Origin of the sequence: Aporhodopirellula rubra, from assembly GCF_014192335.1 — a bacterium.
GTDB lineage: Bacteria > Planctomycetota > Planctomycetia > Pirellulales > Pirellulaceae > Rhodopirellula > Rhodopirellula rubra.
On record NZ_JACHXU010000017.1, the window covers coordinates 72,602 to 93,216 of the forward strand.

Sequence of the window (20,615 nt, forward strand, 5' to 3'; positions counted from 1 at the left end):
TTGCCAAACGGATTGGCGAGATGAAGTTTTAGGTCGATCGGCAACAAGAAACGTGGCTGCGAAAGCGAGCGTTTGATCGACCGACGAGATTCCGTCGCTGAGCTAGGGTTTCAGCCTCTCGTCCCTCCGGGTGCACGTCCGCGTCATCCACCGCTGCCAACCTGTACGGTCCCGTCGACCAACTCTGGAAAGCTGCTCCACTCGTGTTCGCCATTGCGAATGCAAACGACATCGTGACTCTTCTTGTTAGTCCGGCGTCCTCGAAGATTCGCATCGGCGTTTTTTCGAAACAGCTCCCTCCCGTAAACGGCTTCAGTCGACGAGCGACTCGACCGTTTACTCTCGCAGTTGGAAATTGGCACAGGCCTCAGAAGGCGATCGTTCTCATTCAGGAATGCGTCACCGGTCTGTTGTTTCTGTGCACTGATTCTGCGAGCGTTTACCCAAATCATTTGAAAAGAAAACACTTGAAGAACTTTGAATCAATCGACCTGTACGCTCCACTGAAACGTGCCCTCGCCGACCAAGACTACACCACACCGACGCCGATCCAAGCGCAAGCAATCCCACCCGCCGTTGCGGGCCAAGATGTCCTCGGATGTGCCCAAACGGGCACCGGTAAAACCGCGGCATTCGCTTTGCCGATCCTCGACTTCCTCGGTCACGAGAAACCTCGTGCCGCGCCGAATCGACCGACCACGTTGGTTTTGGCCCCGACTCGCGAACTTGCGATTCAGATCGGTGATAGCTTTCGCCGCTACGGCCAGCACATGAAATTCCATTCCGCGCTCGTCTACGGAGGCGTCGGACAGGCCGGCCAGGTCAATTCGCTTCGCCGTGGCGTTGACGTTTTGATCGCGACCCCGGGCCGTTTGATCGACCTAATGGATCAAGGGCATATTGATCTGCGCGACGTGCAGATCTTCGTCCTCGACGAAGCCGACCGGATGCTCGACATGGGATTCCTGCCGGCACTGAAGAAGATCATTGCCGCGTTGCCGCAACAACGGCAGTCGATGTTCTTCTCCGCAACGTTGGCGCCCAAGATTCGCGAACTCGCCGGAACACTCTTGTTCAACCCGGTCTCGATCAACGTGACGCCGAAAAAGACCAGCGTTGATCTGATCGAACAACGGCTTCGCATCGTTCGCCGTGACAACAAAGTCTCGTCGTTGACGGAACTGTTGTTAACGAAGAACGTGACCCGATCGATCGTGTTCACCCGAACCAAACATGGTGCCAACGCATTGGTGAGGAAACTTGACAAGAGCGGCATTCAAGCGGTTGCGATCCACGGGAACAAAACCCAGAACGCGCGGCAGAAGGCGCTTCACGCATTCCGCAATGACCAGATCAAGGTGCTCGTGGCGACCGATGTTGCCGCTCGCGGGATCGACATCGATGGCGTCAGCCACGTGATCAATTATGACATGCCGGTTGAGCCGGAAAGCTACGTTCACCGAATCGGACGAACCGGTCGTGCGGGCCAAGACGGTATCGCCATCTCCTTCTGCACCGGTGACGAGCGTGACGAACTCCGTGCGATCGAGAGCTTGATCGGACAAAAACTGAAGATCGAAAATCCGGAAGAACGTTTCGAAGCACCGAGCGGCGCGCCAAAGCAGCGTGGCGGCGGTGGTGGTCGAGGCCGTTCCGGCGGAGGCGGCGGTCGTTCCGGAGGCGGCCAGTCTCGTAGTCGTTCGGGTAACCCGCGTTCGAGCAATTCGAACAGCAACCATAGTTTCGGTCGCAAAAAGAAACCGGGCCGACCTGCTTCGGCGCGTTAAGAAGCAACCTGGAAATCATTGACTCATTGCAGGCGGTCTGCCCGCAATACGTGGTCTCACGTATTTGCTACTCAACCTCGCCCGTGCCTTGCACGTGCGAGGTTTTTTTGGGGACGTTCGATTTGGAAGCTGCCCGTCGTCACTGGTTTGCGAACTTTGAGCGAGTCCCTTTTGAATTCCTGGCGCCTTTTGGTGATCGGACATCTTACGGGATTGCGGCTTTTCGTCGATCGGTGATCGCCGATCGTTCGGCTTCGATCTGTTCGGCACGCGGTCAAAATGTTAAACAGAGACTATGCCAATCGCCTTAGACTTTTTAACGCGGCTGATTTCATTCGACTCGGTCAGCCGAAATAGCAACGAGCCGATTTCGGGCTGCGTCGCTGCCTGGTTAGAAGAGTTGGGTTTCGACGTCGAGCACACAACGTACGTGGACGCTCGCGGTGTGCGCAAGTGCAACCTGGTGGCTCGTCGCGATCCGCAGTTTCCCCACAACGGAAATCACCCCACCAACGGCGACCAATCTGCCGCCGGATCGCAGGTCGCCCCGAGTGGGTTAGGTGAGCCCGGTGGTCTCGCGTACTTCTGTCACACCGACACCGTGACTGCGGATCGATGGACCGGGCCCGGCAACGACCCGTTCCAGGCCGTTGTTGAAAACGGACGTGTCTACGGTCGCGGTTCCTGCGACATGAAAGGATCGTTGTCGGCGTTTCTCGACGCGACCCAGTCAATCACCGCGGAGTCGCAAACGCATCCCCTTTGGATTGTTTGCACGGCCGACGAAGAAGTCGGGTTCGAAGGCGCCCAACATCTGGCCGATCATTCGAGTGCGTTTGCCCAACTTGCCGCCGCGGATCCGGTCAGCATTATTGGCGAGCCCACGCGTCTGCATGTGATTCATGCTCACAAAGGGATTGTCGGTATGCGGATTCGTTCGCAGGGGAAGGCCGCGCACAGCAGCACGGAGATGGGAGTCAACGCGAACGTGGCGATGGTTCCGATGTTGCAAACGCTTTTGGATATTCATGAGCGATGTTGCTCTGACCAGACGTTGCGAAACGATGCGTTTGATCCGCCAACGTTAACATGGAATTTCGGTGTCAGCGATGACATGAAAACGGTCAACATCGTGCCCGATCACAGTGTCGCGTGGGCGAGTATGCGAACGATGCCCGGTGTTGACGGGCGAGAGTTCGTCGAATTGGTGCAGCGTCGAGCAGAGGAGTTAGGGTTGGCCTTCGATCTGTATTCCGGCGGCGATCCCATGCACACCGATGCGGACGCTCCGTTTGTAAAACAACTGTGTGGCATTGCCGAGGCGTATATTGGACCGAACACGCCCGAAGCGGTTTGTTATGCAACGGACGCCTGTGCACTCGGCAAATTGAACCGCCGTGTCGTTTGCGGTCCCGGGAGCATTGAGCAGGCTCATACGGCCGATGAGTTCATTGAAATCGATCAGCTCGAACAGGGCACGCGGTTTTACGCGGATGCGATCCGGCATTGGTGCTGTTAGAGGTTTTACTCCGGCAATCACGTGCTTTGGCGAACGCGAGTCAGGCAATCACGCGCTCAGACACTCCGATCGATCAAACGCGATTGAGTGTTGCGTTATTCGCGGAAGCCTTGTTTTTGAAACGGATCACTCTCGATGATTCCCGCGATCAGGTACGCAAAACGGTAATTCTTGGATTCGACGCGAGCCATGATTTCGTCGATGGCACACTTGTCGTAGTATTCGGTGCCTCGCCCGAGCGCGTAGATCATCATCTTTTCGGCGAGGCAGCGGATGAATTGTTCTCGACGCTCGACGGCCAATAGTTCACGTAATCCTTCCGCGCCCCGAAACGATGTACCATCGGGCATTTCCCCGGACGCGTTGATCTCGTCCTTGCCATCGCGAGTGCGGTAACGTCCGACCGCGTCGAAATTCTCGAGAGCAAACCCGAGTGGATCCATCATGTTGTGGCAGGCCGCGCACGCGGGGTTGGACCGGTGCTGTTCCATCCGCTCACGCAGCGATCCAACGAGCGCTCCTTTTTCGAGCTCGGGAATATTCGGCGGCGCCGGCGGGGGAGGCATGTTGAGCAAATTATCGAGAATCCATTTGCCGCGTTTCACCGGACTGGTCCGAGTCGGATTGCTGGTGACGGTGAGGATGCTCGCATGCGTGAGTAATCCACCTCGTGGGGTTCCTGCGAGTGAGACGCGGCGAAATTGATTGCCCCGGACCCCGTCGATGCCATAGAACTCCGCGAGCGGTTGGTTCATGTAGCTGAAGTCGGCGTCGATCAGCGTGGTGATCGGCAGGTTGTTCTTCATGACTTCGGAAAAGAACATCAATGTTTCGGTTCTCATCGCATCGCGAATTTCGTCGTCGAAGCCGCGATAGATCCGTGTGTCGGGCGCGACGTTGTCGAGGTTGCGAATTTGCAGCCATTGGGCGGCAAAGTTTTCAACGAATCGACTCGCACGTGCGTCGCGAATCATCCGGGCAACTTTCTCAAGCAGTCGTCCGCGATCACGCAGTTCGCCGCGGTGGGCTAATCGCAGCAATTCGTCGTCTGGCATGCTGCTCCAGAGGAAGTAAGAGATACGAGTCGCCAATTCAAATTCGCTGATCATCGGCATCGCGCCGTCGGGGCCCGGTTCGCGAGGACGTTCGATCCGAAACAAGAAGTACGGCGATACCAACACTGCCTGCATCGCAACCTGCATACTCTCTTCGTAACTGGCACCGCCCGACCGAACGGATTCAGCGAGTGCTACGAGACGACCGACCTCGCTCGCGCTGGCCGGCCGTCGGTACGCACGACTCGCGAATCGGGTTAACACGGCTGTCGCGGCATCGTCGAAGGATCGCAGGTTGTTGGGCGTTTGGAACAACAACACTTGGTGCGATGCGGGACGCTTTGGCAATGTCGTCGTCAATCGAGAAGTTTCCGTCCCGCGTACTTCGACGTGATGTAGTACCAGGTTGCGGTCGTATTGGTTGCGGGCATAAGCGTCGTTGATGAACGCGAGGTCAATCGTTTGTTTGCCGCGTTTGAGGTCAAAGCTGGCTTCCTTTTCGACGGGATCGGTTTCAGGTACATCCAGTGTTTGCGATTGCTTTCCGCCGCGTAGTTCCATTCGTACCGGTTCGTCTCCACCCTGCGTGCCGCTGACCACGACGTTCACGGTGTACTTTCCCGCAAACGGTGCATCCAATTCAAAACCGACCGCTCCGTTGGAAAAGATCGTCAGGCTCTCTTTGCCGCCATATTTGTCGGCTCCGATCAACGAATGCGGATCTTTCTGAGCCTGAAAGATTAACGGCGGTGGTGGGGTGTAGATCGCTTCTCCCATGATCGCCTCCGCCGCGTCGAGGTACTTCTCCATCAATAGCGGCGGCAGTGACAAGACATCGCCGATGGTGTCGAATCCGTACCCGACGTCGTCGCCCGGAAAATCCTCCGCCGGCGAATAGTCAACGCCGGTCAGGTCACGGATCGTGTTGCGGTATTCGGCGCGGTTCAGTCGTCGCAGTGCGACCTTGCCCGCGTTCGGATTCCGGACGCAGTTGACCGCCGTGGCGAGCTGCTCGATCAAGTCCGCCATTTGCGTTCGTGTCGAAGGCGGCATCGGGTCGGCATCGGCGGGAGGCATCGTGCCGAGCCGCAATTGCGTGACGCATCGCATCCAGTGTGATCGCCCCTGAATCAGCTTTTCCGCAGAATCGTCCGCCGCCAATGACAGACCGCCCTCGCCATCACTCTCGCCGTGGCAGTCGAAACAGTATGTCCTCAATAGGGGGGCGAGATCTTTGCGGTATTTCGTTTCATTCTCTGCATCGGCCGCGTTGATCGTTGTCGAAACGCAATTGCACAGCATCCAAATCGTCAGCGTTACCACCAAAAGCCGAGCGTTGAATCGAGTCGATCGTTGCGGGGGAAAGGTTGGCGGCATTGACACGCTTCGATAAAGAGACGAACAGAATTCGCTACGTATTGTAGCAGCCCAACCGGGGTTGCAGGTATGTTTCACTCCGTGGGACGATTCGCAGACGGATTCGTGCGTCACATCCGACTGAATCACTACTCGTTTTCGTTTGTTCCTCTCCTCTCTCGTTTTCATGCCTCTTTCATCTCAATCGCGAACAGTGGCGTCCTCCGCTGATCTCCCTTTGCCGGCGAGCATCGTCGCGACGAGTCAGTTGACCAAATGCTACGGAGATTTTGAGGCGCTCAAGCAATGCACGCTTGACGTAAGCGAAGGAGAGATTTTCGGCTTGCTCGGTCCCAATGGAGCGGGAAAGACAACGCTGATTCGTTTGCTGCTCGGCTATCTCCATGTGACGTCGGGATCGTGCCGCGTCGCGGGGTTTGATCCGGAAGAGGATTCGGTTGCCGTCCGCGCGCGAGTGGCGTACTTGCCCGGCGACGCCCGGTTGCCGCGACACATGCGTGGCCGGGGCGTGCTCGAGTTCTTCTCGCAAATGCATCCGCAAGGGAATCTGTCGCGTGCGTTGGAAGTTGCCGAGCGATTGGAATTGGATCTCTCACGCCGGGTCGCGTTCATGTCGACCGGGATGCGTCAAAAGCTCGCGCTCGCGGTGGTCTTTGGGCCGCGAACCCCGTTGTTGATTCTCGATGAGCCGACCGCCAATCTCGATCCGACTGTCCGCGGAGAAGTCTTGAAGTTGGTCTTGGCCGAACGTGAGGCCGGTCGCACGGTGATGTTTTCATCGCACGTGCTGTCAGAGATCGAACAAACGTGTGACCGGGTCGCGTTCCTACGCAAAGGCGAACTGGCTCGGAAATTGGTGATGGAAGATCTCTTCCAACGTCACCGTTTGACCGCTTGGTTGCCCGACACGGGGGCTCCCACCAACGATACCGATGACCTGCGAAACGAAGTCCCCGAGGAGTTAAGTTCTCGCATCGAACGTTATCAAGTTGGTCCTTCCGGGCCGCATGGCCGGAACGTCTGCATCGACACCGCAGGCGATCTCGCACCGACGCTCGGCTGGATCGCGTCATTGAATTTGGAACATGTGCGCATCGAACCGCTCGGTTTGCATTCCGTTTACGAGTCGGTGCACCTGGGCCGTGGTGATCAGGATCCTGATTGGGCTCACGCACCCGGATCAATGCCCGCAACTCCAGGAGTCTCATCATGATTCATTGGCGGGAAATCGGCATCGATCGGATGATGGTTCGAAAGAACATCGGTCAATCATCGCTCTTGTTTGTCTTTCTGGCGATCGCGTTATTCGCGTTCGGATGGGTTCGCGTCTGGGTGGTGAAGTTGCTCGACATGGGGCAGTTTCAAACGATCATCGAGCAGTTCCGCGATTACGAGAAATTCGCACCTGTCTCCTTCGATGCATTGTTCACCTACACCGGACGCGTGGGGATGACGTTCGACGAACCGATGGTGATCTTATGCACGGTGATTTGGTGTGTCGCTCGAGGCAGTGACGTCGTCAGTGGCGAGTTGGGACGTGGCACGATGGAGATGTTGCTAAGCCAACCGATCAGTCGGGCGCGGTTCCTGTTGTCGCACGCTTTAGTGAGCAGCGTGGGGTTGCTGCTGTTGTGTCTGTTGTTGTGGGCGGGGATGACGGTCGGCATCGAAACGACGACGTTGACGGAAACCGTTCCGCCCCCTTCGATGCGAGTTCCTTTCCTGGGATTCGAGCTCCCGCTGACCAACGACGAGCCTGTCGAAATCTCATTTCCAATGCGCGAGCGTGTCGATACCGAGACGTACACCGCATCGGTGTTCCATCTGTTCGCGTTCGGTTTCTTCCTACTCGGAATCAGTACGTGTTTCAGCAGTTTCGATCGCTACCGGTGGCGAACGATCGGGGCCGTGATGACTGTTTACGTGATCCAGCTCGTGATGTTTGGGCTGGGTAAAGCGGCCGAGTCGTTGGCTTGGTTGCAATCTCTGTCGTTCTTCAATTGTTACCGACCTCAAAAGATGACGGGGCTGGTTCGTGACGGAGACCTTTGGTCGCCTTGGAGTTTGTCGACACCGATTACCGAGGGGATGTATCCGCCGCTCTACTACCCAGGATTGCTTCTGTTCTTCGGCGTCGTGCTGTACATCATTGCAATCGTTCGGTTCCAGCAACGTGATCTGCCCGCACCTCTATAGCGATCCACGTGAACGGGCGAATGTTCTAGTCACGCTCACCCAAGTCGTCGTCCGTTCCCGAGCTAATTTCGGGAAAAATCTCGCGTTCGTTGTAACGACGTTGACGGATGTTAACTTGATCGTCGAGTGCTCGTTGCGAATCAATGACGTTATCGTTCGCGACGTCAGAAACGCGTGACGGGTTCGAGTTCCATGTGATCGGGCTGCTGATTTTCTCAGTAACGTTTTGCTTTTTTCTGTGATCGGTTTGGCGCCGCATTGGTTCGGAATCGGCCATTTGTTCTGCATCCAAGCGGTAACGGAAAAAGTGTCCGGTCGAGTCGCGAAATTTTGGAAATCCGTTGATGGGATTTGATCCCAAAGTCGCGTTGGGTTCCCTAGAAAACATGCCAATGGCGGGTAAAATCTCAAGCCGCTGTCGGTACGATAGATGCACGTCTTCGGCACCCATTTCCCCAATCCAAAGCCAAGATAGATCTCTGTATGCAATCAGTTCTTGAAGGACGTCGATGCGTGATTGCTGACGACGTTCGTAGTTCTCGTGAAGTCCTCGGCCGATGGCTACAGGAATTTGGTTTGATTACTTCTTGCGAGTCCGATGGAGAATCTGCCTGGGAAAGTATTCAGCAGGACGAGTGTGATCTGGTGATCACGGATATCGAGATGCCAGGGATGAGCGGCTTGGAACTGCTGCGCAACATGCGTTCGGATTCGAACTCACGAGTGCAGGACTTGCCGGCGATCGTGATCACCAGCCTGCTGGATGAACAGGTCGCCAGCGTCGTGCAGGACTTCGGTGGCACGACGTTAGTGTTGAAGCCGCTGAGTAAAAGTGTCTTGTACGAAGTCGTCGGTTGCGTGCTCGGCGATCTACCCGTCGAACCGGTGTACACCAGTTTTCAATCGGACCAAGAGGCGAGCGGCATCTCGCCCTCGCTGCGCTATCTCGTTGATCGGGCACGAGCGAGCGATACGAGATGACATCTATGAGATTTCAAATCGTTTAAGAGTTTCCGGGTTGCATGTTTTCAGTCCGCGTTCGGCGTCATTCAATTTGATTGACTCTCCGATCACCATCACAAGCGTGCCGCCGGCGATGACGTGCTCTTCGTAACGTAACGCAACGTCCTCGCTAATCTGAAGCGATTTGACTGCCGCGAACAGTCCTCCGCTGGCCGCACCAACCGCCATCCCAACGATTGGCCCCGCCACCAGCAAAGGTCCGATCATTGTGCCTGCCCCGAGGACGGCACCAACCGCGCCTCCCGCGAGTGTTGCGGCGCCCGTCGTCTTTTCAGCCGGTGGCGAATCTTCCATATCCTGGGTGCGGTCCCGCGGCACATGCCGCTCGATCTCGTCGGGTGTCGAAATCACCGACACTTCCTCGGGGCCGTACCCCGCCTTTTCGAGGACCTCCAGAGCGGTGTGGAGTGCTTTCTTTCCAGCAAATTCAGCGATTAGGCAGTCTTTAGACATCGGTTGATCTCAGTATGAAGGAGGTTGATTCGTAAAACGCGTGACAACTAATTTTCTTTCTTAGATGTAAACAGCATCGTCTTGCTGCCTTTGGTTGATTGGAATTCTGTTGGGCGTGGGACGCCCGGCAGCGAATAGCACAATTGCATTTTGTCCTCGTCGGTGAACCTGAGGATGCCCAACGCTTTCATGGGCGGCATTCCTTCGGTCTCGGTTGTCATGTCGATATGGAACGGTTTGGTGGTTGCATCGAGGGTGAACTTGGCTCGGTACTTTTCATTCTCATCGGCGTCGTAGGTCACCATCACGTCGTTGTCGATTTTCATCTTCGTGCCATCGAGTTCCTTTTCTGGCACGTCTTCGCCTCGGTTAACTCCGTCGGTAATGTTCCATACACCTTGAAGATTCCGTGTGATCGGGTTCACGCTTTCGTCGCCGTTCACGATCAAGTGTGGCAATAGAAAAGTAGTCACGGTAAGTGCGAGTAGAAGCGGTCGGTTCATTGAGTCGTCCTCATTGATAGAGCAAAGTGCCTAGGGAAACGCTACGACGCGGCGCCACCTTTCAATCGCTGAAGATCGCAAACCTTGTGCCGATTTGGATTCGCTGGCAGTTCAGGAGAACGCTCGTAATCAAGCCGCCGATATCCATGTTTCGTATTTATCGGGCCGAGCGACCAATGCGTTTCGCTCGACCACACGACGCATGAAAAAGGTATCGAGTTTGCACGCGGACAGTGTGCACGTGGTCAACGGAATTTAGTCGTGATCAATCCGAATCGAACGCCTAACAAAACACATCGCAAATGTTGGATCTAGCAGACCTCGCCAATCTTCAAATCATTGCAATCGCCGGCGCTTGTGGAGCCGCGATTGGTTTCGAACGCGAGTTCGCGGGAAAGCCTGCAGGGATTCGTACGCACATTTTCGTCAGTGCAGGCTCCGCGTTGATGATGATTCTCGGCCAAGAGATTTTAGGGCAGTTCGAAAACCAGCAGCAGGACAGCTTATTGAAAGCGGATCCGATTCGGATTCTTCAAGCCATCGTCGTTGGTATCAGCTTTCTCGGTGCCGGGACGATTGTGCATGAGGAGCACCGCGGCGTTGAAGGTCTAACGACTGCAGCGACGATTTATCTCACCGCCGGTATTGGCGTTGCGACTGCCGTGCAGCGTGTGTCGCTCGCTATCATGGTCACGGTCGCCGCTATCTTCGTGCTGTTCGTGCTCGGTTGGGTTGAAGACCAAGTTGCCAAGGCACGGCGTCGCCGCAGAAGTCGTGAAAAATCTGATGAGGACAACTGGGAGATTAGGTAGCCTGCTGCGACGTTAAACGTTGAGCGATCAGTCGCCAGATCCACCAACCGAACATGAGCACGATCACGCCGGTGCTAACCCAACCCAGTGGTTTAGCGAGATTGCTGTATTGATCGCCGAGCCACCAACCGAGTCCAGCTAGCAATGCCGTCCAGAGCACCGTGCCGATTGCTGTGAACAGGGAGAATCGTCCAACGGGCATGTCAGCAAAACCTGCCGGCACGCTGATCAGTGTGCGGACGCCTGGGATCATTCGGCAAATGAGTACAGCAGTCGCTCCCCAGGACTCAAACGATTCGTCGACTCGGTCGAGATCACGAGGAGTGATTGTTAACCAAGCACCGTGGCCTTCAATCCATCGCTGCAGTCTCGGTTTTCCGATCCATCGTGCCACGTAATACCAAGCCATCGCCCCGATGAACGATCCGATGCTGCCCGCCAAAACAACGGCAACGAAAGAGGTCTCACCCTGGCTGACGGCATAGCCCGCCCATGGCATCACCACCTCTGAGGGAATCGGTGGGAAAATGTTTTCGACCAACATCAAAACTCCAACTCCAACGGAGCCGAACTGTTCGAGGAAGCCTTTGATCCACTCAGTCATCGATCTTGCCTAGTCATTGTTGTGGAACTGACATTCCGAAAACGTGAGCACGCCAACGAGGTTCACTTCCGCCGCGCACGTCACGCATCGCCAAAGCGGTCCGGAATGCTCTCGAAGAAGATGCCCGCAAAGAACGTTCCGCTTAATCCGAGGGCGAAAGCGCCTTGCGATCGGTAATCGCGACGTCACGTCGTTGGCATGCGAGTTGCGTTTCCGCCGGAGTTGCGTTTGTCGGGGATCGATACGTTCCCCGTCTGCTGAATCATATCTTCTATCGGTGCAGAGAAGTTCATGCCTACCCAACGTCCCGCAGTGATTGTCACCGGCAGTGCAGGGTTGCTCGGTAATCCCGTTTGCCTCCGCCTCGCTGATGCCGGTTATGAAGTTATCGGATTCGACCGTGTGGGGTTACCGGAACCTCCGAAATCACATCGGAACGTACTCGACGTTGAATGTGATCTTTCAGATTCCGTGTCCGTGCGAGCCGCGATGCAGAAAGTCCGCTCGCTTACCGGTGGTAAACTCGCGAGTGTCGTTCACATGGCCGCCTACTACGACTTCTCTGGTGACGATAGCGACCTCTATGAAAAGGTCACGATCAATGGCACCGATCGCCTGCTCAATGAACTCGAAGGTTTCGAATACGAGCAGTTTGTATTCACGAGTACTATGTTGGTGCATGCTCCATGTGATGTTGGGGAGCGTATCTGCGAGGACAGCCCGATCAAAGCAAAATGGCCGTATCCAGCCAGCAAGGTGGAAACCGAACGTCTGATCCGTGATGGGCATCCGGGTGTCAATTCCGTCTTCTTGCGAATCGCGGGCGTGTATACCGATTTCGGTAGACAACCCACGCTCGTGCATCAAATCAAACGGATCTACGAAAACGATTTCCAGGGACATTTCTTTCCCGGCGATACCGAGGCGGGGCAGTCGGCGGTGCACCTCGACGATGTTGCCGACGCGATTGTACGCACAGTTGAACGACGTGCGTCGATCGATCCCAAAACTGCAATCCTGATCGGAGAACCAGATCCCGTCTCGTACGAGACGCTGCAGAACATGATCGGCAAGCAGTTGCACGGTTCAAAGTGGTCGACGATGTATGTTCCAAAATCGCTCGCGAAAGTGGGGGCGGCCGTTGTGGACTGCGTTCAAGGCGGTGATGCGTTTATCAAGTCGTTCATGGTTGATATGGCTGACGATCACTACGCACTCGACATCTCGCGAGCCAAGCGATTGCTCGATTGGCATCCGACTCACGCATTGGCGACAACGCTCCCTAAGATTATCGAATCGTTAAAGAGTGATCCGGAAGGTTGGTATCGTCTTAACGGAGTGTCTTGATCGATGTCACGCAACCGCATCGCTGCTCAGGAACTCGATCGCGCCGTTCCGCCGTACCACCATAACCCGTCGGCGTGGAGTCAACGGGTACCGATTTGTCTATTGGCGTTTGTGGCCGCGTTGATCTCCTCGCATTTGTCGCTCTATCAATGGGGCTTCATCGAGAACGCGTGGGATCCTGTGTTCGCCGGAGGCAGCAACCGAGTTCTTAAGTCTGACACGGCAAAATCGATGTACGGTCTCTTGGGGATTCACGATGCCGCGCTCGGCGTGCTCGCCTACCTCGGCGACGCCATTCTTGGGTTTGCAGGCTCGACACGGCGATGGCAGTATCGTCCTTGGTTGGTGATCCTTTTCGGGGTCGACGTGATTCCGTTGGGAATTGTCAGTGTCGTCTTAGTGCTTTGCCAAGCATTCATTGTGGGCGATTGGTGTTTCCTGTGTCTCGTCACCGCAGCGATTTCGTTGGTCCTGGTTTATTGGGCGTGGGACGAAGTTCGTGTGTCGCTCGCATACCTAAAAATCGTGTGGACGCAGCATCGCAGTGTTCGATTGATGTGGGATGCCTTCTGGGGAATCCGGTGCGAAGAATTAGACCGTGCCGGCGAACAACTCTTGTCGCGTGAGGTGTCATGATGTGGGGGAGAGTCGTCGAAATCATGACCGCTGTTTGGCTCGGTGCGAGTCCGTTTATCTTTGGCGTGCAGTCGGACGTGACGATCCTGTGGGGCGATTTTTCAATCGCTCTGTCCATTGCCGCACTAGCGGGGCTTTCTTATTGGCGACCGACACGGCACGCCCATCTTCTCACGTTGCTCGTTGCGGTGGGACTCGTGCTGTGGGGCCGTTTTGCGAACACGCCAGCACCTCCCGCACATCAGAATCATATCGTCATCGGGCTCTTTTTAATGATGATCGCAATCATTCCCAATGACGCGTCGATGCCTCCACGTGTGTGGCAGGTGCCTCCGCCAAAGTAAGACGCGCTACCACCATGCCGATCAACGCTCCTCTATCGTATCGAACGAGTCCATCGTTCATCGAGCACGGAATAGTCCACTTCGAAACGCCTTGGCGATCGCAGCGGGAGCGTTGGGGACCTTCAGCTTTTCAAAGACGTGGACAACATGAGTGCTCACCGTGCTGGTGCTGAGACGTAGCGTGCGAGCGATTTCTTTCTTCGTTAGTCCATCGGCCAACAATTCCAGTACTTCCAACTCGCGCGGGGTCAGGTGCCCGTCGATCGTTTCGGTCGCTTGCGATCCCCGGAGAGCGCCGAGCACATACTTTGCGACTCGCGAATCCAGTGTTGCTTCACCCTTCATCACGCCACGGATTGCTGTCTTGATGTCAGACACCGTTGCCGATTTTACGAGGTAGCCTGAGGCGCCGAGAGAAATCGCGCGAATCACGTCGGCCTCCTGCTCGGACTGAGTCAATGCAATGATCTTCGCGTTGGGATACTGCTTTTCAAAAGACGGAATGGCTTCCAGTCCGTTAATGCCTGGCAGGTTTAAGTCCAATAGAATCACGTCAGGCATGTTTCGATCGTCTCGGTTCTGCAAACTTCGTTGTGCGACCTCGACGGCCCCATAAGTGCCGATCAATTCAAAGTCATTTTCTCGCTTTAGTGCAATCTCAACGACTTCGCGGTAGTCCGGATGATCTTCGATGATCATGACGCGGATCGCGTGCGAACGAGCGGTAGGGATATTCATCGGCGGAATCTCCATCGGTTGGGCCGGAGTGTGAGTTGGACGCAGGTTCCGCCCGTCGGCGGGCAGTCCACTTTGATGTCGGCACCAAGCAATTTGGCGCGTCGATGGAGTGAAGGCGGAACCGCATTGACGCTAGACCCCGAGAGGCCCCGTCCGTTGTCGCTGATGCTTAGTTTGACTTCGCTGGCGTCGGCAACGAGGTGGGTGGCTAATTGAGTCGCGCCCGAATGCCGGCAAATATTGACCAGGCATTCTTTGTAAAAAAGGAATAGGTCGAACCGGATTCGTGGTTTTAGGCGATTCAGATGAGTCTCGCCGGAAACGACCAAGTCGTGATCGAGATGAACGGCAATTCTCTCAGCCGTGCGCTGCATGTCCGTGCGAAATCCCGCGTACAACTCGCTCGCATCTTGCATGTCGGTGCAGTGCCGCATCGCAACGCCGGTGCGTTCGGTGACACTGCGAATGCGTTGCAGAAAGGTAGAGAGATCGTCAGGGGACTCCTTGGCGTCATCGGCAAGATCGCTGAGCAATCCGATCGTGTGAAGATTGGCACCGAGTTCGTCATGCAGATCCGCGGCGAAGCGTTCCTTAATCTCAGCCAATTGACGCATTTGGATCATCCGCGTCATCAACACGATGAATCCGATCGCGACGACCAGGAACAAGGCGAGCCAAGTCATGCGTCGCAGGTTGGCGGTTTGCTGTGCGTAACGTTGTTGCAATTCGTTCATGATTTGGGGGCGGAGCGTTTCAAGATCATGACGTTTCGCCAGTCCCTCCAGCCACTCGCGAGTTGGCAGGATATTGCCGTAAAAGTTGCTCCCATCAGTGACTGCTGATAATTTGCGACCCAACATCCGGTTGATGCCACTCACCTCCAAATCGGCATTTTTAGCAACGTTCGTTCCATTGGCGAACAGTTCAATCTCCGCAAAGCCGATATGCGAGAGGCCTTCCTGTTCGATGGCGTTTCGGGCTGAGTCCGATGCCACGACACGGACGTACCGACACTCCGACGCCGGGAAACGCTGGACCATAATGGGAGCGAGGTCGTAAACGGAAGCGAGGTCGAACTCGCAGAGAAATTTGGCGTTATCAAAATCTCGCGAATCGGAGCCATACGCTCTAACATTCCGTGGAATGCCGTATTCAGCCGGTTGCGACTGAGGGACGGTGTCGCTGGTATCGGGCCCATGGAGATGAATTCGATCAATCGCGAAAGAGCTCTTTAAGTCAAACGTGATTTCGCATTTGTGTCCACTTTCGATTGAGCACAGATACGCGATGCTCTGCGTCCCCTCGGAGGCGTCCATTAGGTAGGGCAGAAAACCGTCAACGAGATACTGTTTCTGTAAGGATCTTACTGTCGTGTAGGCATCTTCGGAAACGGACACCTGTTGGTGCAACGCTACGTTTTCTTCGCCACTGAATACGATGATCTCGGCCAATTGCAAATCGAAGCGATCGTCCCAAACACGCGGAGATAACACACTTGCGTCGACGCGTATCCAAGATCCGGCGACGGGATTCGGTAGATCGATGACCAGCGGAGCGACTCGTGGCAGAATCACGTCCTCCTTCTTGACTCGGGCGACCACCGTGCCTGAGGTGTCATCGTTGGTGCCAACCAAGATATCGAATTGCCGTGGGAAACCGTCAGCAACGAACCCGTTCTTCGCATCTCGCCAAATCGTGGGGACGAGAACAATTTGATCGATCAGTTCGGTCGATTCGAGTTGGACTTCGATCCAGACACGGTTGTCGGGCTCGTCGTGGGAAGCGGATCGAAATCCGATCGCACCGGCACCGCCTCGCAAGCTTAGCGAGGGGAGTTCCAGCAGTGTTTCGTTGACGTCGACGAGACGCTGCTCGAGTAAAGACAACGAGAGTCGTCGCCAGCCTGCAGCCGGAGTCGGCTGCTCGGTGACCGTGAATGCCAGCATCCCGGTGCAGAGAATGAGCGAAATTATGGTTCTCAGCGTGCCTTCCATCCCTCTATTGTGATCCGAAAATAAGCACTAAGCATCGTACGATTACACGATTTAGTGCCTCCATATCAACGTATAGAGTTAAAGCCAACCACAAAAGCCCGGTGGGGGCGAGGAGATTCGCCTCAGCCGGATTGTGGGACTCTTCGGTTTTTTCAATTTTGTGAAAGGTGTTGATGATGAGAAGTTCTTCTCAAAGGCGAGGTGGTTTCACGTTGGTGGAATTGCTCGTCGTGATTGCGATCATTGGTGTTTTGGTGGGGTTGTTGTTACCCGCAGTGCAGGCCGCCCGCGAAGCGGCACGCCGGATGAGCTGTGGCAATAATTTTAAACAGATCGGCTTGGGCATGCACAACTATCACGCTGCCTATGGCCAGTTGCCCCAACAAGGTGACGGAACGGCAAATTACGATCTTCCGGTCTATTGGCAGGTTTCCGGCGGTGCAAACGGAATGAAGACCTCCGCCTTGGTTCCGCTGACGCCGTTCATTGAGCAACAGGCGTTGTGGGAGCAAATTTCGAATCCGTACGACACTGACGGGAACGGAACGCTGGTCTTTGCAACGACGGCGCGGAACTCCGTCGGAGACTATCACGCGATGGGGCCAGGCACGCACTACTTCTATCGTGATTACGACCCGTGGTCGACGGAAGTGCCGACGTTGCGTTGCCCGAGTGATCCGGGCGTTGGGTTGCCTGCACTCGGGCGAACTAATTACGTCGCGTGTATTGGTGACTCGCCTCACAATTACAAATATGGGAACCGCACAACGGGCGACATTAACGTCATCGACAGTGGAAGCGCCGAAATCGCTCGAGCCGCTCATCGTGGTATGTTCGCGAAGTATCAGAAATTTCGATTTCGTGACGTTCTTGATGGCCTATCCAATACCATCGCGATGGGAGAGATCGCAACCGACCTGGGTGACAACGATACTCGTACTATTCAGAACGACGCGGGGACCACGCGACCGACGTCGGGCAACGTGCTAGCGAATCCGGGCCTGTGTTTGAACAACGCGGGGATGATTGATCCCGAGCGTCCGCAGTTCTGGCTCGACGCAAGCCTGAGTGATTCGTCCAATACCGCGCGCGGCTCGCTCTGGGCTGCCTCTCAAATGGTCCTCTGTGCTTTCAATACGATCCACGGACCGAATAAGCCGCTCTGTGTCACGACAAACTATGAGTACGACGGCGTCTGTCCACCGTCGAGTCGACACCAGGGCGGTTGCCATGTCTTGATGGGCGACGGTGCGGTTCGATTCGTCACCGATTCCATTGAGGCCGGCGACCCGAACCATGGTTCCGTGCAGCTCGGCCAAACCGGCAAGCGTGCCCCCGGATCGATGAGTCCATATGGACTGTGGGGAGCTCTGGGGACGCGAGCAAGTAAAGAAACGATTGATTCTGAATTTTAGAAGCGTGTCCTCTTTGTGAGCAGACACCATCCGCAGGTGCCGTCGAGTCATTCGATTCGGCGGCGCCATCTCTTACTCGAAGGTAGTTGAATGAAGTCTTTTTTGAATGCTCTCTTTTTGATCGTCTGTGTTTCTTTGGTGGGCTGTGGCGGCGGTGGTGAGCCCACCGTTGTGGAAGCAGATGAAGACTATGTGGCCAAGGAACGTGCCGCCTATCTGAATGCAGTCACGTCAGAGATGGAAGCCGGCGAGGACGAATGAACCACGTCCGTTTTGATTTTTGAGTGTAGAAGGATCGCAGTTGCTCTGTTTGATTATTCGAAGGCAGTTGATATGTTTGGTTTTCAAAAGCGAAGCGGTTTGTTTTTCATGCGGCGGATCTTGCATGGTGGACTCATCGAGGCCCTCAGTATCGCCTTGGTGATGATGATTGGTTTTGCGAGTTGCGCGTGGAGCGAATCGCGGTTCAACGTCGCGAAACACGTTCCCAAAGACGCAGCGTTGCAGCCAATCCTCGTCGATGGCGATACTCCGTGGCTTGTGATGACAGCAGACTACGAAAACCCGGCGATCCAGGCTGCGATCCGCAACGCAGAGCGAGATTGGTACAAGGTGTTTGGCTATCCGCCGGTCATTTTTCGCGACGTCACGCGACGCGCCTGGTCCGGTCCCGTGATTGCGTTCGGATCGGCCGCTAATACCAAGCATCTGTTTGAGTCGAATGTTCCCGAGGGTAAAGAACAGTTTCGCTTAACGACCAGTGAGGTGAAGCAAAATCCTGCAATCACGGTGGTCGGTAGTGACACTCGGGGGACGATTTTCGCAATCTACACGTTCTGCGAGGAAGTGTTGGGTGTGGATCCCATGTATCTCTTCACCGACAACCAGCCAGCGAAATGCGGCGCCATCTCGCTGGCTGCCGACTTTGACATCGTTTCGTCGAAACCCACGTTCGAATACCGTGGTTGGTTCATTAACGATGAAGAACTGCACGACGGGATGCACCGCGATCCTCTCGGCGGGAACGTGATCTCGATGGAGTGGATGGACAAAATCCTGGAAACCTTGCTTCGCTGCAAAGGCAACATGATCGCGCCGGAATCAGCTCCTTTTTCCGACGCGTCGGTGTACGAGCTCTGCAAACGCAGAGACGTGGTTATCACCTTTCATCATATTCTTCCGGTAGGATTGAACATGATGGATTGGCCGAAAAAGGTGCCGTTCTCCTTTGTCGATCACAAAGACATTCTCGTTGACGCGTGGACCAAATCGGCGAAGGTGCTCGCCGACAAAAAGGTTGCTTGGACGATTGGGTTCCGTGGTGAAAGTGACGGAGCGTTCTGGAATAGCGATCCTTCCGCACCCAAGGACGATGCCGGGCGCGCTGCGGTGATCGCCGAAGCGATGCAGACGCAGACCGATATAATTCGAAAGATCGATCCCGATGCAACAATTATCGCCGCACTCTGGAACGAGCAGGGGCGGTTCTACAACGATGGCTTGCTGAAGGTGCCCGACGGCGTTTGCAAAATGTTCGCCGATGATGGGAGAGGCTTCATGCGTGACAAGGGAGATGGTTCTGATTTGGATCCTGGTGATGGCCTCTATTATCACGTCATGATGATGATGAATACGCAAAACCGGACCACCGAAGGCGTGCCGCCCGCTCGTTTCTACAGTGAGCTGAAACGATATGTGGAAAAGGGGGCGACCAAGTACGCGATCATTAACGTTAGTGGCATTCGGCCCGCCGCAATGTCGGTTGAAGCGATTACGGACTTTCTCTGGGACGCGAATCCTGGCCTGAGAAGTTCACCGCAAGAGGCGATGAAGGAATACTTGAATGATTGGTACGCAAAGGAGTTCGGACCTGTGTTGGCGCCGGAGTTGACCGCCCTGCGTCTACACTACTACGACATTCCGTACATGCGTGAACAGATGCCGATCCAAGGGCGTTGGCGAGGAGCACGCGGGGAGCATCTGATCCAGTACCTCACCCAAGAGCTGCTCAAAAAGTACGGCAAGGCGATTCAAAACGGTGAAGATCTTCGGGCGATCAGAGGTTTCGAAACTCAGTTTCAGCAGGCAAAAGAACCGCTCGCTGAAACGGCCGGTTTTTTTCCTTCACTCTGGGAGCAAACGAAGCAGCTCGAATCGAAAATTCCTGCGGATCGGAAAGATTACTACCAAGCACACTTCACCTATCAAGTCGCAGTCCACATGTACTCGTGCCGAATGCTGTCGATGGTGAACAATGCCTTCGATCATTACGGGCAAAATCGCGATGCTCTGGCGTTCGCCGATGAAATGGAACTCGCGCTTGAGGAACTTGAGAAGCTACTGGAGGAGGCTCACCGGGCTGAGTACGGTAATTGGGACACGATGTTCATGCACGTTCGGCTGATGGACATGTGGCGCACCCGGCTGCTGCTGAAGGAATCGATTGCAATGATCCAGGGCGAGCCATGCACGTCCGGCTATCGCGGAATCATGAACGGGTCGTTTTGGGGATCAGCTCAAGCTTACATGGATCACGGCGATGGCGTCTTTCCGTATTTTTACAGGCATTCCGGACGGGGGCTGGAGGTTCTTGAGAATCGCAATTCAATTCCGGTGGTCGCAAATGAGCAGCGTTGATACGGCGCCGTGTTGATGCTGCGACGGGTAACGTGGCTTGTCGCAGAAAGCACGGAAGTGTCACGGCGACCACGTCGTCGTTGAACGCTGTCAGAGTGTTCAAGGAAGACACGTATTGGGCGGCTTTCGCGGGCACGCGAGCTAGTCGCCTTCCCGTAAACATGGTGCGGCGGAA

At 55.4% G+C, this 20,615-nt stretch carries 19 protein-coding genes; 12 read left to right on the top strand and 7 right to left on the bottom strand.

Features of this window, described 5'->3' with window-relative positions:
• Positions 1 to 467 precede the first annotated feature (467 nt).
• Together FHS27_RS21050 and FHS27_RS21055 are read left to right on the top strand one after the other, a co-directional pair.
• Positions 468 to 1,787, top strand: a complete 1,320-nt coding sequence (locus FHS27_RS21050) for a DEAD/DEAH box helicase (protein ID WP_184306812.1) — start codon at positions 468 to 470, stop codon at positions 1,785 to 1,787.
• A gap of 295 nt (positions 1,788 to 2,082) precedes the next feature.
• Positions 2,083 to 3,306, top strand: a complete 1,224-nt coding sequence (locus FHS27_RS21055) for a M20 family metallopeptidase (protein WP_184306813.1) — start codon at positions 2,083 to 2,085, stop codon at positions 3,304 to 3,306.
• A gap of 95 nt (positions 3,307 to 3,401) precedes the next feature.
• On the opposite strand, the gene FHS27_RS21060 is transcribed toward FHS27_RS21055, so the two are convergent.
• Complete coding sequence (locus FHS27_RS21060) at positions 3,402 to 5,738, bottom strand: DUF1592 domain-containing protein (RefSeq protein WP_390854150.1); 2,337 nt, start codon at positions 5,736 to 5,738, stop codon at positions 3,402 to 3,404.
• Between the two features lie 166 nt (positions 5,739 to 5,904).
• Here FHS27_RS21060 and FHS27_RS21065 point away from each other — a divergent pair, with 166 nt between their 5' ends.
• Together FHS27_RS21065 and FHS27_RS21070 are read left to right on the top strand one after the other, a co-directional pair.
• A complete protein-coding gene (locus FHS27_RS21065; protein WP_246420430.1) occupies positions 5,905 to 6,951 on the top strand; it encodes an ABC transporter ATP-binding protein in 1,047 nt (348 codons plus the stop codon).
• Complete coding sequence (locus FHS27_RS21070) at positions 6,951 to 7,934, top strand: ABC transporter permease subunit (protein WP_184306873.1); 984 nt, start codon at positions 6,951 to 6,953, stop codon at positions 7,932 to 7,934. The genes FHS27_RS21065 and FHS27_RS21070 overlap by 1 nt, the downstream gene beginning before the upstream one ends.
• Before the next feature lie 25 nt (positions 7,935 to 7,959).
• Here FHS27_RS21070 and FHS27_RS21075 read toward each other — a convergent pair whose 3' ends face one another.
• Positions 7,960 to 8,211 (bottom strand): hypothetical protein, encoded by a 252-nt coding sequence (locus tag FHS27_RS21075; protein ID WP_184306814.1) that lies wholly within the window; start codon positions 8,209 to 8,211, stop codon positions 7,960 to 7,962.
• 206 nt (positions 8,212 to 8,417) lie between these two features.
• Between FHS27_RS21075 and FHS27_RS21080 the strand changes: the two genes are divergently transcribed.
• Positions 8,418 to 8,915 (top strand): response regulator, encoded by a 498-nt coding sequence (locus FHS27_RS21080; RefSeq protein ID WP_184306815.1) that lies wholly within the window; start codon positions 8,418 to 8,420, stop codon positions 8,913 to 8,915.
• Between the two features lie 3 nt (positions 8,916 to 8,918).
• Here the strand turns inward: FHS27_RS21080 and FHS27_RS21085 are convergent, their stop codons facing one another.
• The gene (locus FHS27_RS21085) at positions 8,919 to 9,410 is read right to left on the bottom strand and encodes a DUF1269 domain-containing protein (RefSeq protein WP_246420432.1); all 492 of its coding nucleotides are present in this window, start codon (positions 9,408 to 9,410) and stop codon (positions 8,919 to 8,921) included.
• 47 nt (positions 9,411 to 9,457) lie between these two features.
• Positions 9,458 to 9,913: a TIGR03067 domain-containing protein gene (locus tag FHS27_RS21090; protein ID WP_184306816.1), complete on the bottom strand. Its 456-nt coding sequence runs from the start codon at positions 9,911 to 9,913 to the stop codon at positions 9,458 to 9,460.
• 302 nt (positions 9,914 to 10,215) lie between these two features.
• Between FHS27_RS21090 and FHS27_RS21095 the strand changes: the two genes are divergently transcribed.
• Positions 10,216 to 10,725 (top strand): MgtC/SapB family protein, encoded by a 510-nt coding sequence (locus FHS27_RS21095; RefSeq protein WP_184306817.1) that lies wholly within the window; start codon positions 10,216 to 10,218, stop codon positions 10,723 to 10,725.
• Here the strand turns inward: FHS27_RS21095 and FHS27_RS21100 are convergent.
• Complete coding sequence (locus FHS27_RS21100) at positions 10,718 to 11,329, bottom strand: DedA family protein (RefSeq protein ID WP_184306818.1); 612 nt, start codon at positions 11,327 to 11,329, stop codon at positions 10,718 to 10,720. The two genes, FHS27_RS21095 and FHS27_RS21100, sit on opposite strands and share 8 nt — an antisense overlap.
• Before the next feature lie 291 nt (positions 11,330 to 11,620).
• Here FHS27_RS21100 and FHS27_RS21105 point away from each other — a divergent pair, with 291 nt between their 5' ends.
• From FHS27_RS21105 to FHS27_RS21115, 3 genes are read left to right on the top strand one after another with little or no spacing between them, the layout of a single operon-like run.
• Positions 11,621 to 12,676 carry an NAD-dependent epimerase/dehydratase family protein gene (locus tag FHS27_RS21105; RefSeq protein WP_184306819.1) on the top strand — a complete coding sequence of 352 codons (1,056 nt, stop codon included), beginning with the start codon at positions 11,621 to 11,623 and terminating at the stop codon, positions 12,674 to 12,676.
• A 3-nt stretch (positions 12,677 to 12,679) separates the two neighbouring features.
• On the top strand, positions 12,680 to 13,312 hold the full coding sequence (locus tag FHS27_RS21110) for a vitamin K epoxide reductase family protein (protein ID WP_184306820.1): 633 nt from the start codon (positions 12,680 to 12,682) through the stop codon (positions 13,310 to 13,312).
• Positions 13,312 to 13,656, top strand: a complete 345-nt coding sequence (locus FHS27_RS21115) for an SPW repeat domain-containing protein (RefSeq protein ID WP_184306875.1) — start codon at positions 13,312 to 13,314, stop codon at positions 13,654 to 13,656. Before FHS27_RS21110 ends, FHS27_RS21115 begins: the two co-directional genes overlap by 1 nt.
• A 57-nt stretch (positions 13,657 to 13,713) precedes the next feature.
• Here the strand turns inward: FHS27_RS21115 and FHS27_RS21120 are convergent, their stop codons facing one another.
• Complete coding sequence (locus tag FHS27_RS21120; RefSeq protein WP_246420436.1) at positions 13,714 to 14,394, bottom strand: response regulator; 681 nt, start codon at positions 14,392 to 14,394, stop codon at positions 13,714 to 13,716.
• The gene (locus tag FHS27_RS21125; RefSeq protein WP_246420440.1) at positions 14,391 to 16,340 is read right to left on the bottom strand and encodes a sensor histidine kinase; all 1,950 of its coding nucleotides are present in this window, start codon (positions 16,338 to 16,340) and stop codon (positions 14,391 to 14,393) included. Before FHS27_RS21125 ends, FHS27_RS21120 begins: the two co-directional genes overlap by 4 nt.
• A gap of 224 nt (positions 16,341 to 16,564) precedes the next feature.
• Between FHS27_RS21125 and FHS27_RS21130 the strand changes: the two genes are divergently transcribed.
• The 3 genes from FHS27_RS21130 (at position 16,565) to FHS27_RS21140 (ending at position 20,440) form a co-directional block, all read left to right on the top strand.
• Positions 16,565 to 17,803, top strand: coding sequence for a DUF1559 domain-containing protein (locus FHS27_RS21130; RefSeq protein WP_184306823.1), 1,239 nt, complete (start codon positions 16,565 to 16,567; stop codon positions 17,801 to 17,803).
• Between the two features lie 90 nt (positions 17,804 to 17,893).
• A complete protein-coding gene (locus FHS27_RS21135) occupies positions 17,894 to 18,064 on the top strand; it encodes a hypothetical protein (RefSeq protein WP_184306824.1) in 171 nt (56 codons plus the stop codon).
• Positions 18,065 to 18,136: 72 nt separating this feature from the next.
• Positions 18,137 to 20,440 (top strand): glycosyl hydrolase 115 family protein, encoded by a 2,304-nt coding sequence (locus FHS27_RS21140; protein ID WP_246420443.1) that lies wholly within the window; start codon positions 18,137 to 18,139, stop codon positions 20,438 to 20,440.
• Positions 20,441 to 20,615 lie beyond the last annotated feature (175 nt).

Excerpts from the sequence above, each read along its gene's own strand:
- FHS27_RS21110 (WP_184306820.1), top strand. The coding sequence starts at position 12,680 with ATGTCACGCAACCGCATCGCTGCTCAGGAACTCGATCGCGCCGTTCCG.
- FHS27_RS21080 (WP_184306815.1), top strand. The coding sequence starts at position 8,418 with ATGCAATCAGTTCTTGAAGGACGTCGATGCGTGATTGCTGACGACGTT.
- FHS27_RS21135 (WP_184306824.1), top strand. The coding sequence starts at position 17,894 with ATGAAGTCTTTTTTGAATGCTCTCTTTTTGATCGTCTGTGTTTCTTTG.
- FHS27_RS21125 (WP_246420440.1), bottom strand. The coding sequence starts at position 16,340 with ATGCTGGCATTCACGGTCACCGAGCAGCCGACTCCGGCTGCAGGCTGG.
- FHS27_RS21090 (WP_184306816.1), bottom strand. The coding sequence starts at position 9,913 with ATGAACCGACCGCTTCTACTCGCACTTACCGTGACTACTTTTCTATTG.
- FHS27_RS21055 (WP_184306813.1), top strand. The coding sequence starts at position 2,083 with ATGCCAATCGCCTTAGACTTTTTAACGCGGCTGATTTCATTCGACTCG.
- FHS27_RS21130 (WP_184306823.1), top strand. The coding sequence starts at position 16,565 with ATGAGAAGTTCTTCTCAAAGGCGAGGTGGTTTCACGTTGGTGGAATTG.
- FHS27_RS21140 (WP_246420443.1), top strand. The coding sequence starts at position 18,137 with ATGTTTGGTTTTCAAAAGCGAAGCGGTTTGTTTTTCATGCGGCGGATC.
- FHS27_RS21100 (WP_184306818.1), bottom strand. The coding sequence starts at position 11,329 with ATGACTGAGTGGATCAAAGGCTTCCTCGAACAGTTCGGCTCCGTTGGA.
- FHS27_RS21060 (WP_390854150.1), bottom strand. The coding sequence starts at position 5,738 with ATGCCGCCAACCTTTCCCCCGCAACGATCGACTCGATTCAACGCTCGG.
- FHS27_RS21095 (WP_184306817.1), top strand. The coding sequence starts at position 10,216 with ATGTTGGATCTAGCAGACCTCGCCAATCTTCAAATCATTGCAATCGCC.
- FHS27_RS21075 (WP_184306814.1), bottom strand. The coding sequence starts at position 8,211 with ATGGCCGATTCCGAACCAATGCGGCGCCAAACCGATCACAGAAAAAAG.
- FHS27_RS21065 (WP_246420430.1), top strand. The coding sequence starts at position 5,905 with ATGCCTCTTTCATCTCAATCGCGAACAGTGGCGTCCTCCGCTGATCTC.
- FHS27_RS21120 (WP_246420436.1), bottom strand. The coding sequence starts at position 14,394 with ATGAATATCCCTACCGCTCGTTCGCACGCGATCCGCGTCATGATCATC.
- FHS27_RS21115 (WP_184306875.1), top strand. The coding sequence starts at position 13,312 with ATGTGGGGGAGAGTCGTCGAAATCATGACCGCTGTTTGGCTCGGTGCG.
- FHS27_RS21085 (WP_246420432.1), bottom strand. The coding sequence starts at position 9,410 with ATGTCTAAAGACTGCCTAATCGCTGAATTTGCTGGAAAGAAAGCACTC.
- FHS27_RS21105 (WP_184306819.1), top strand. The coding sequence starts at position 11,621 with ATGCCTACCCAACGTCCCGCAGTGATTGTCACCGGCAGTGCAGGGTTG.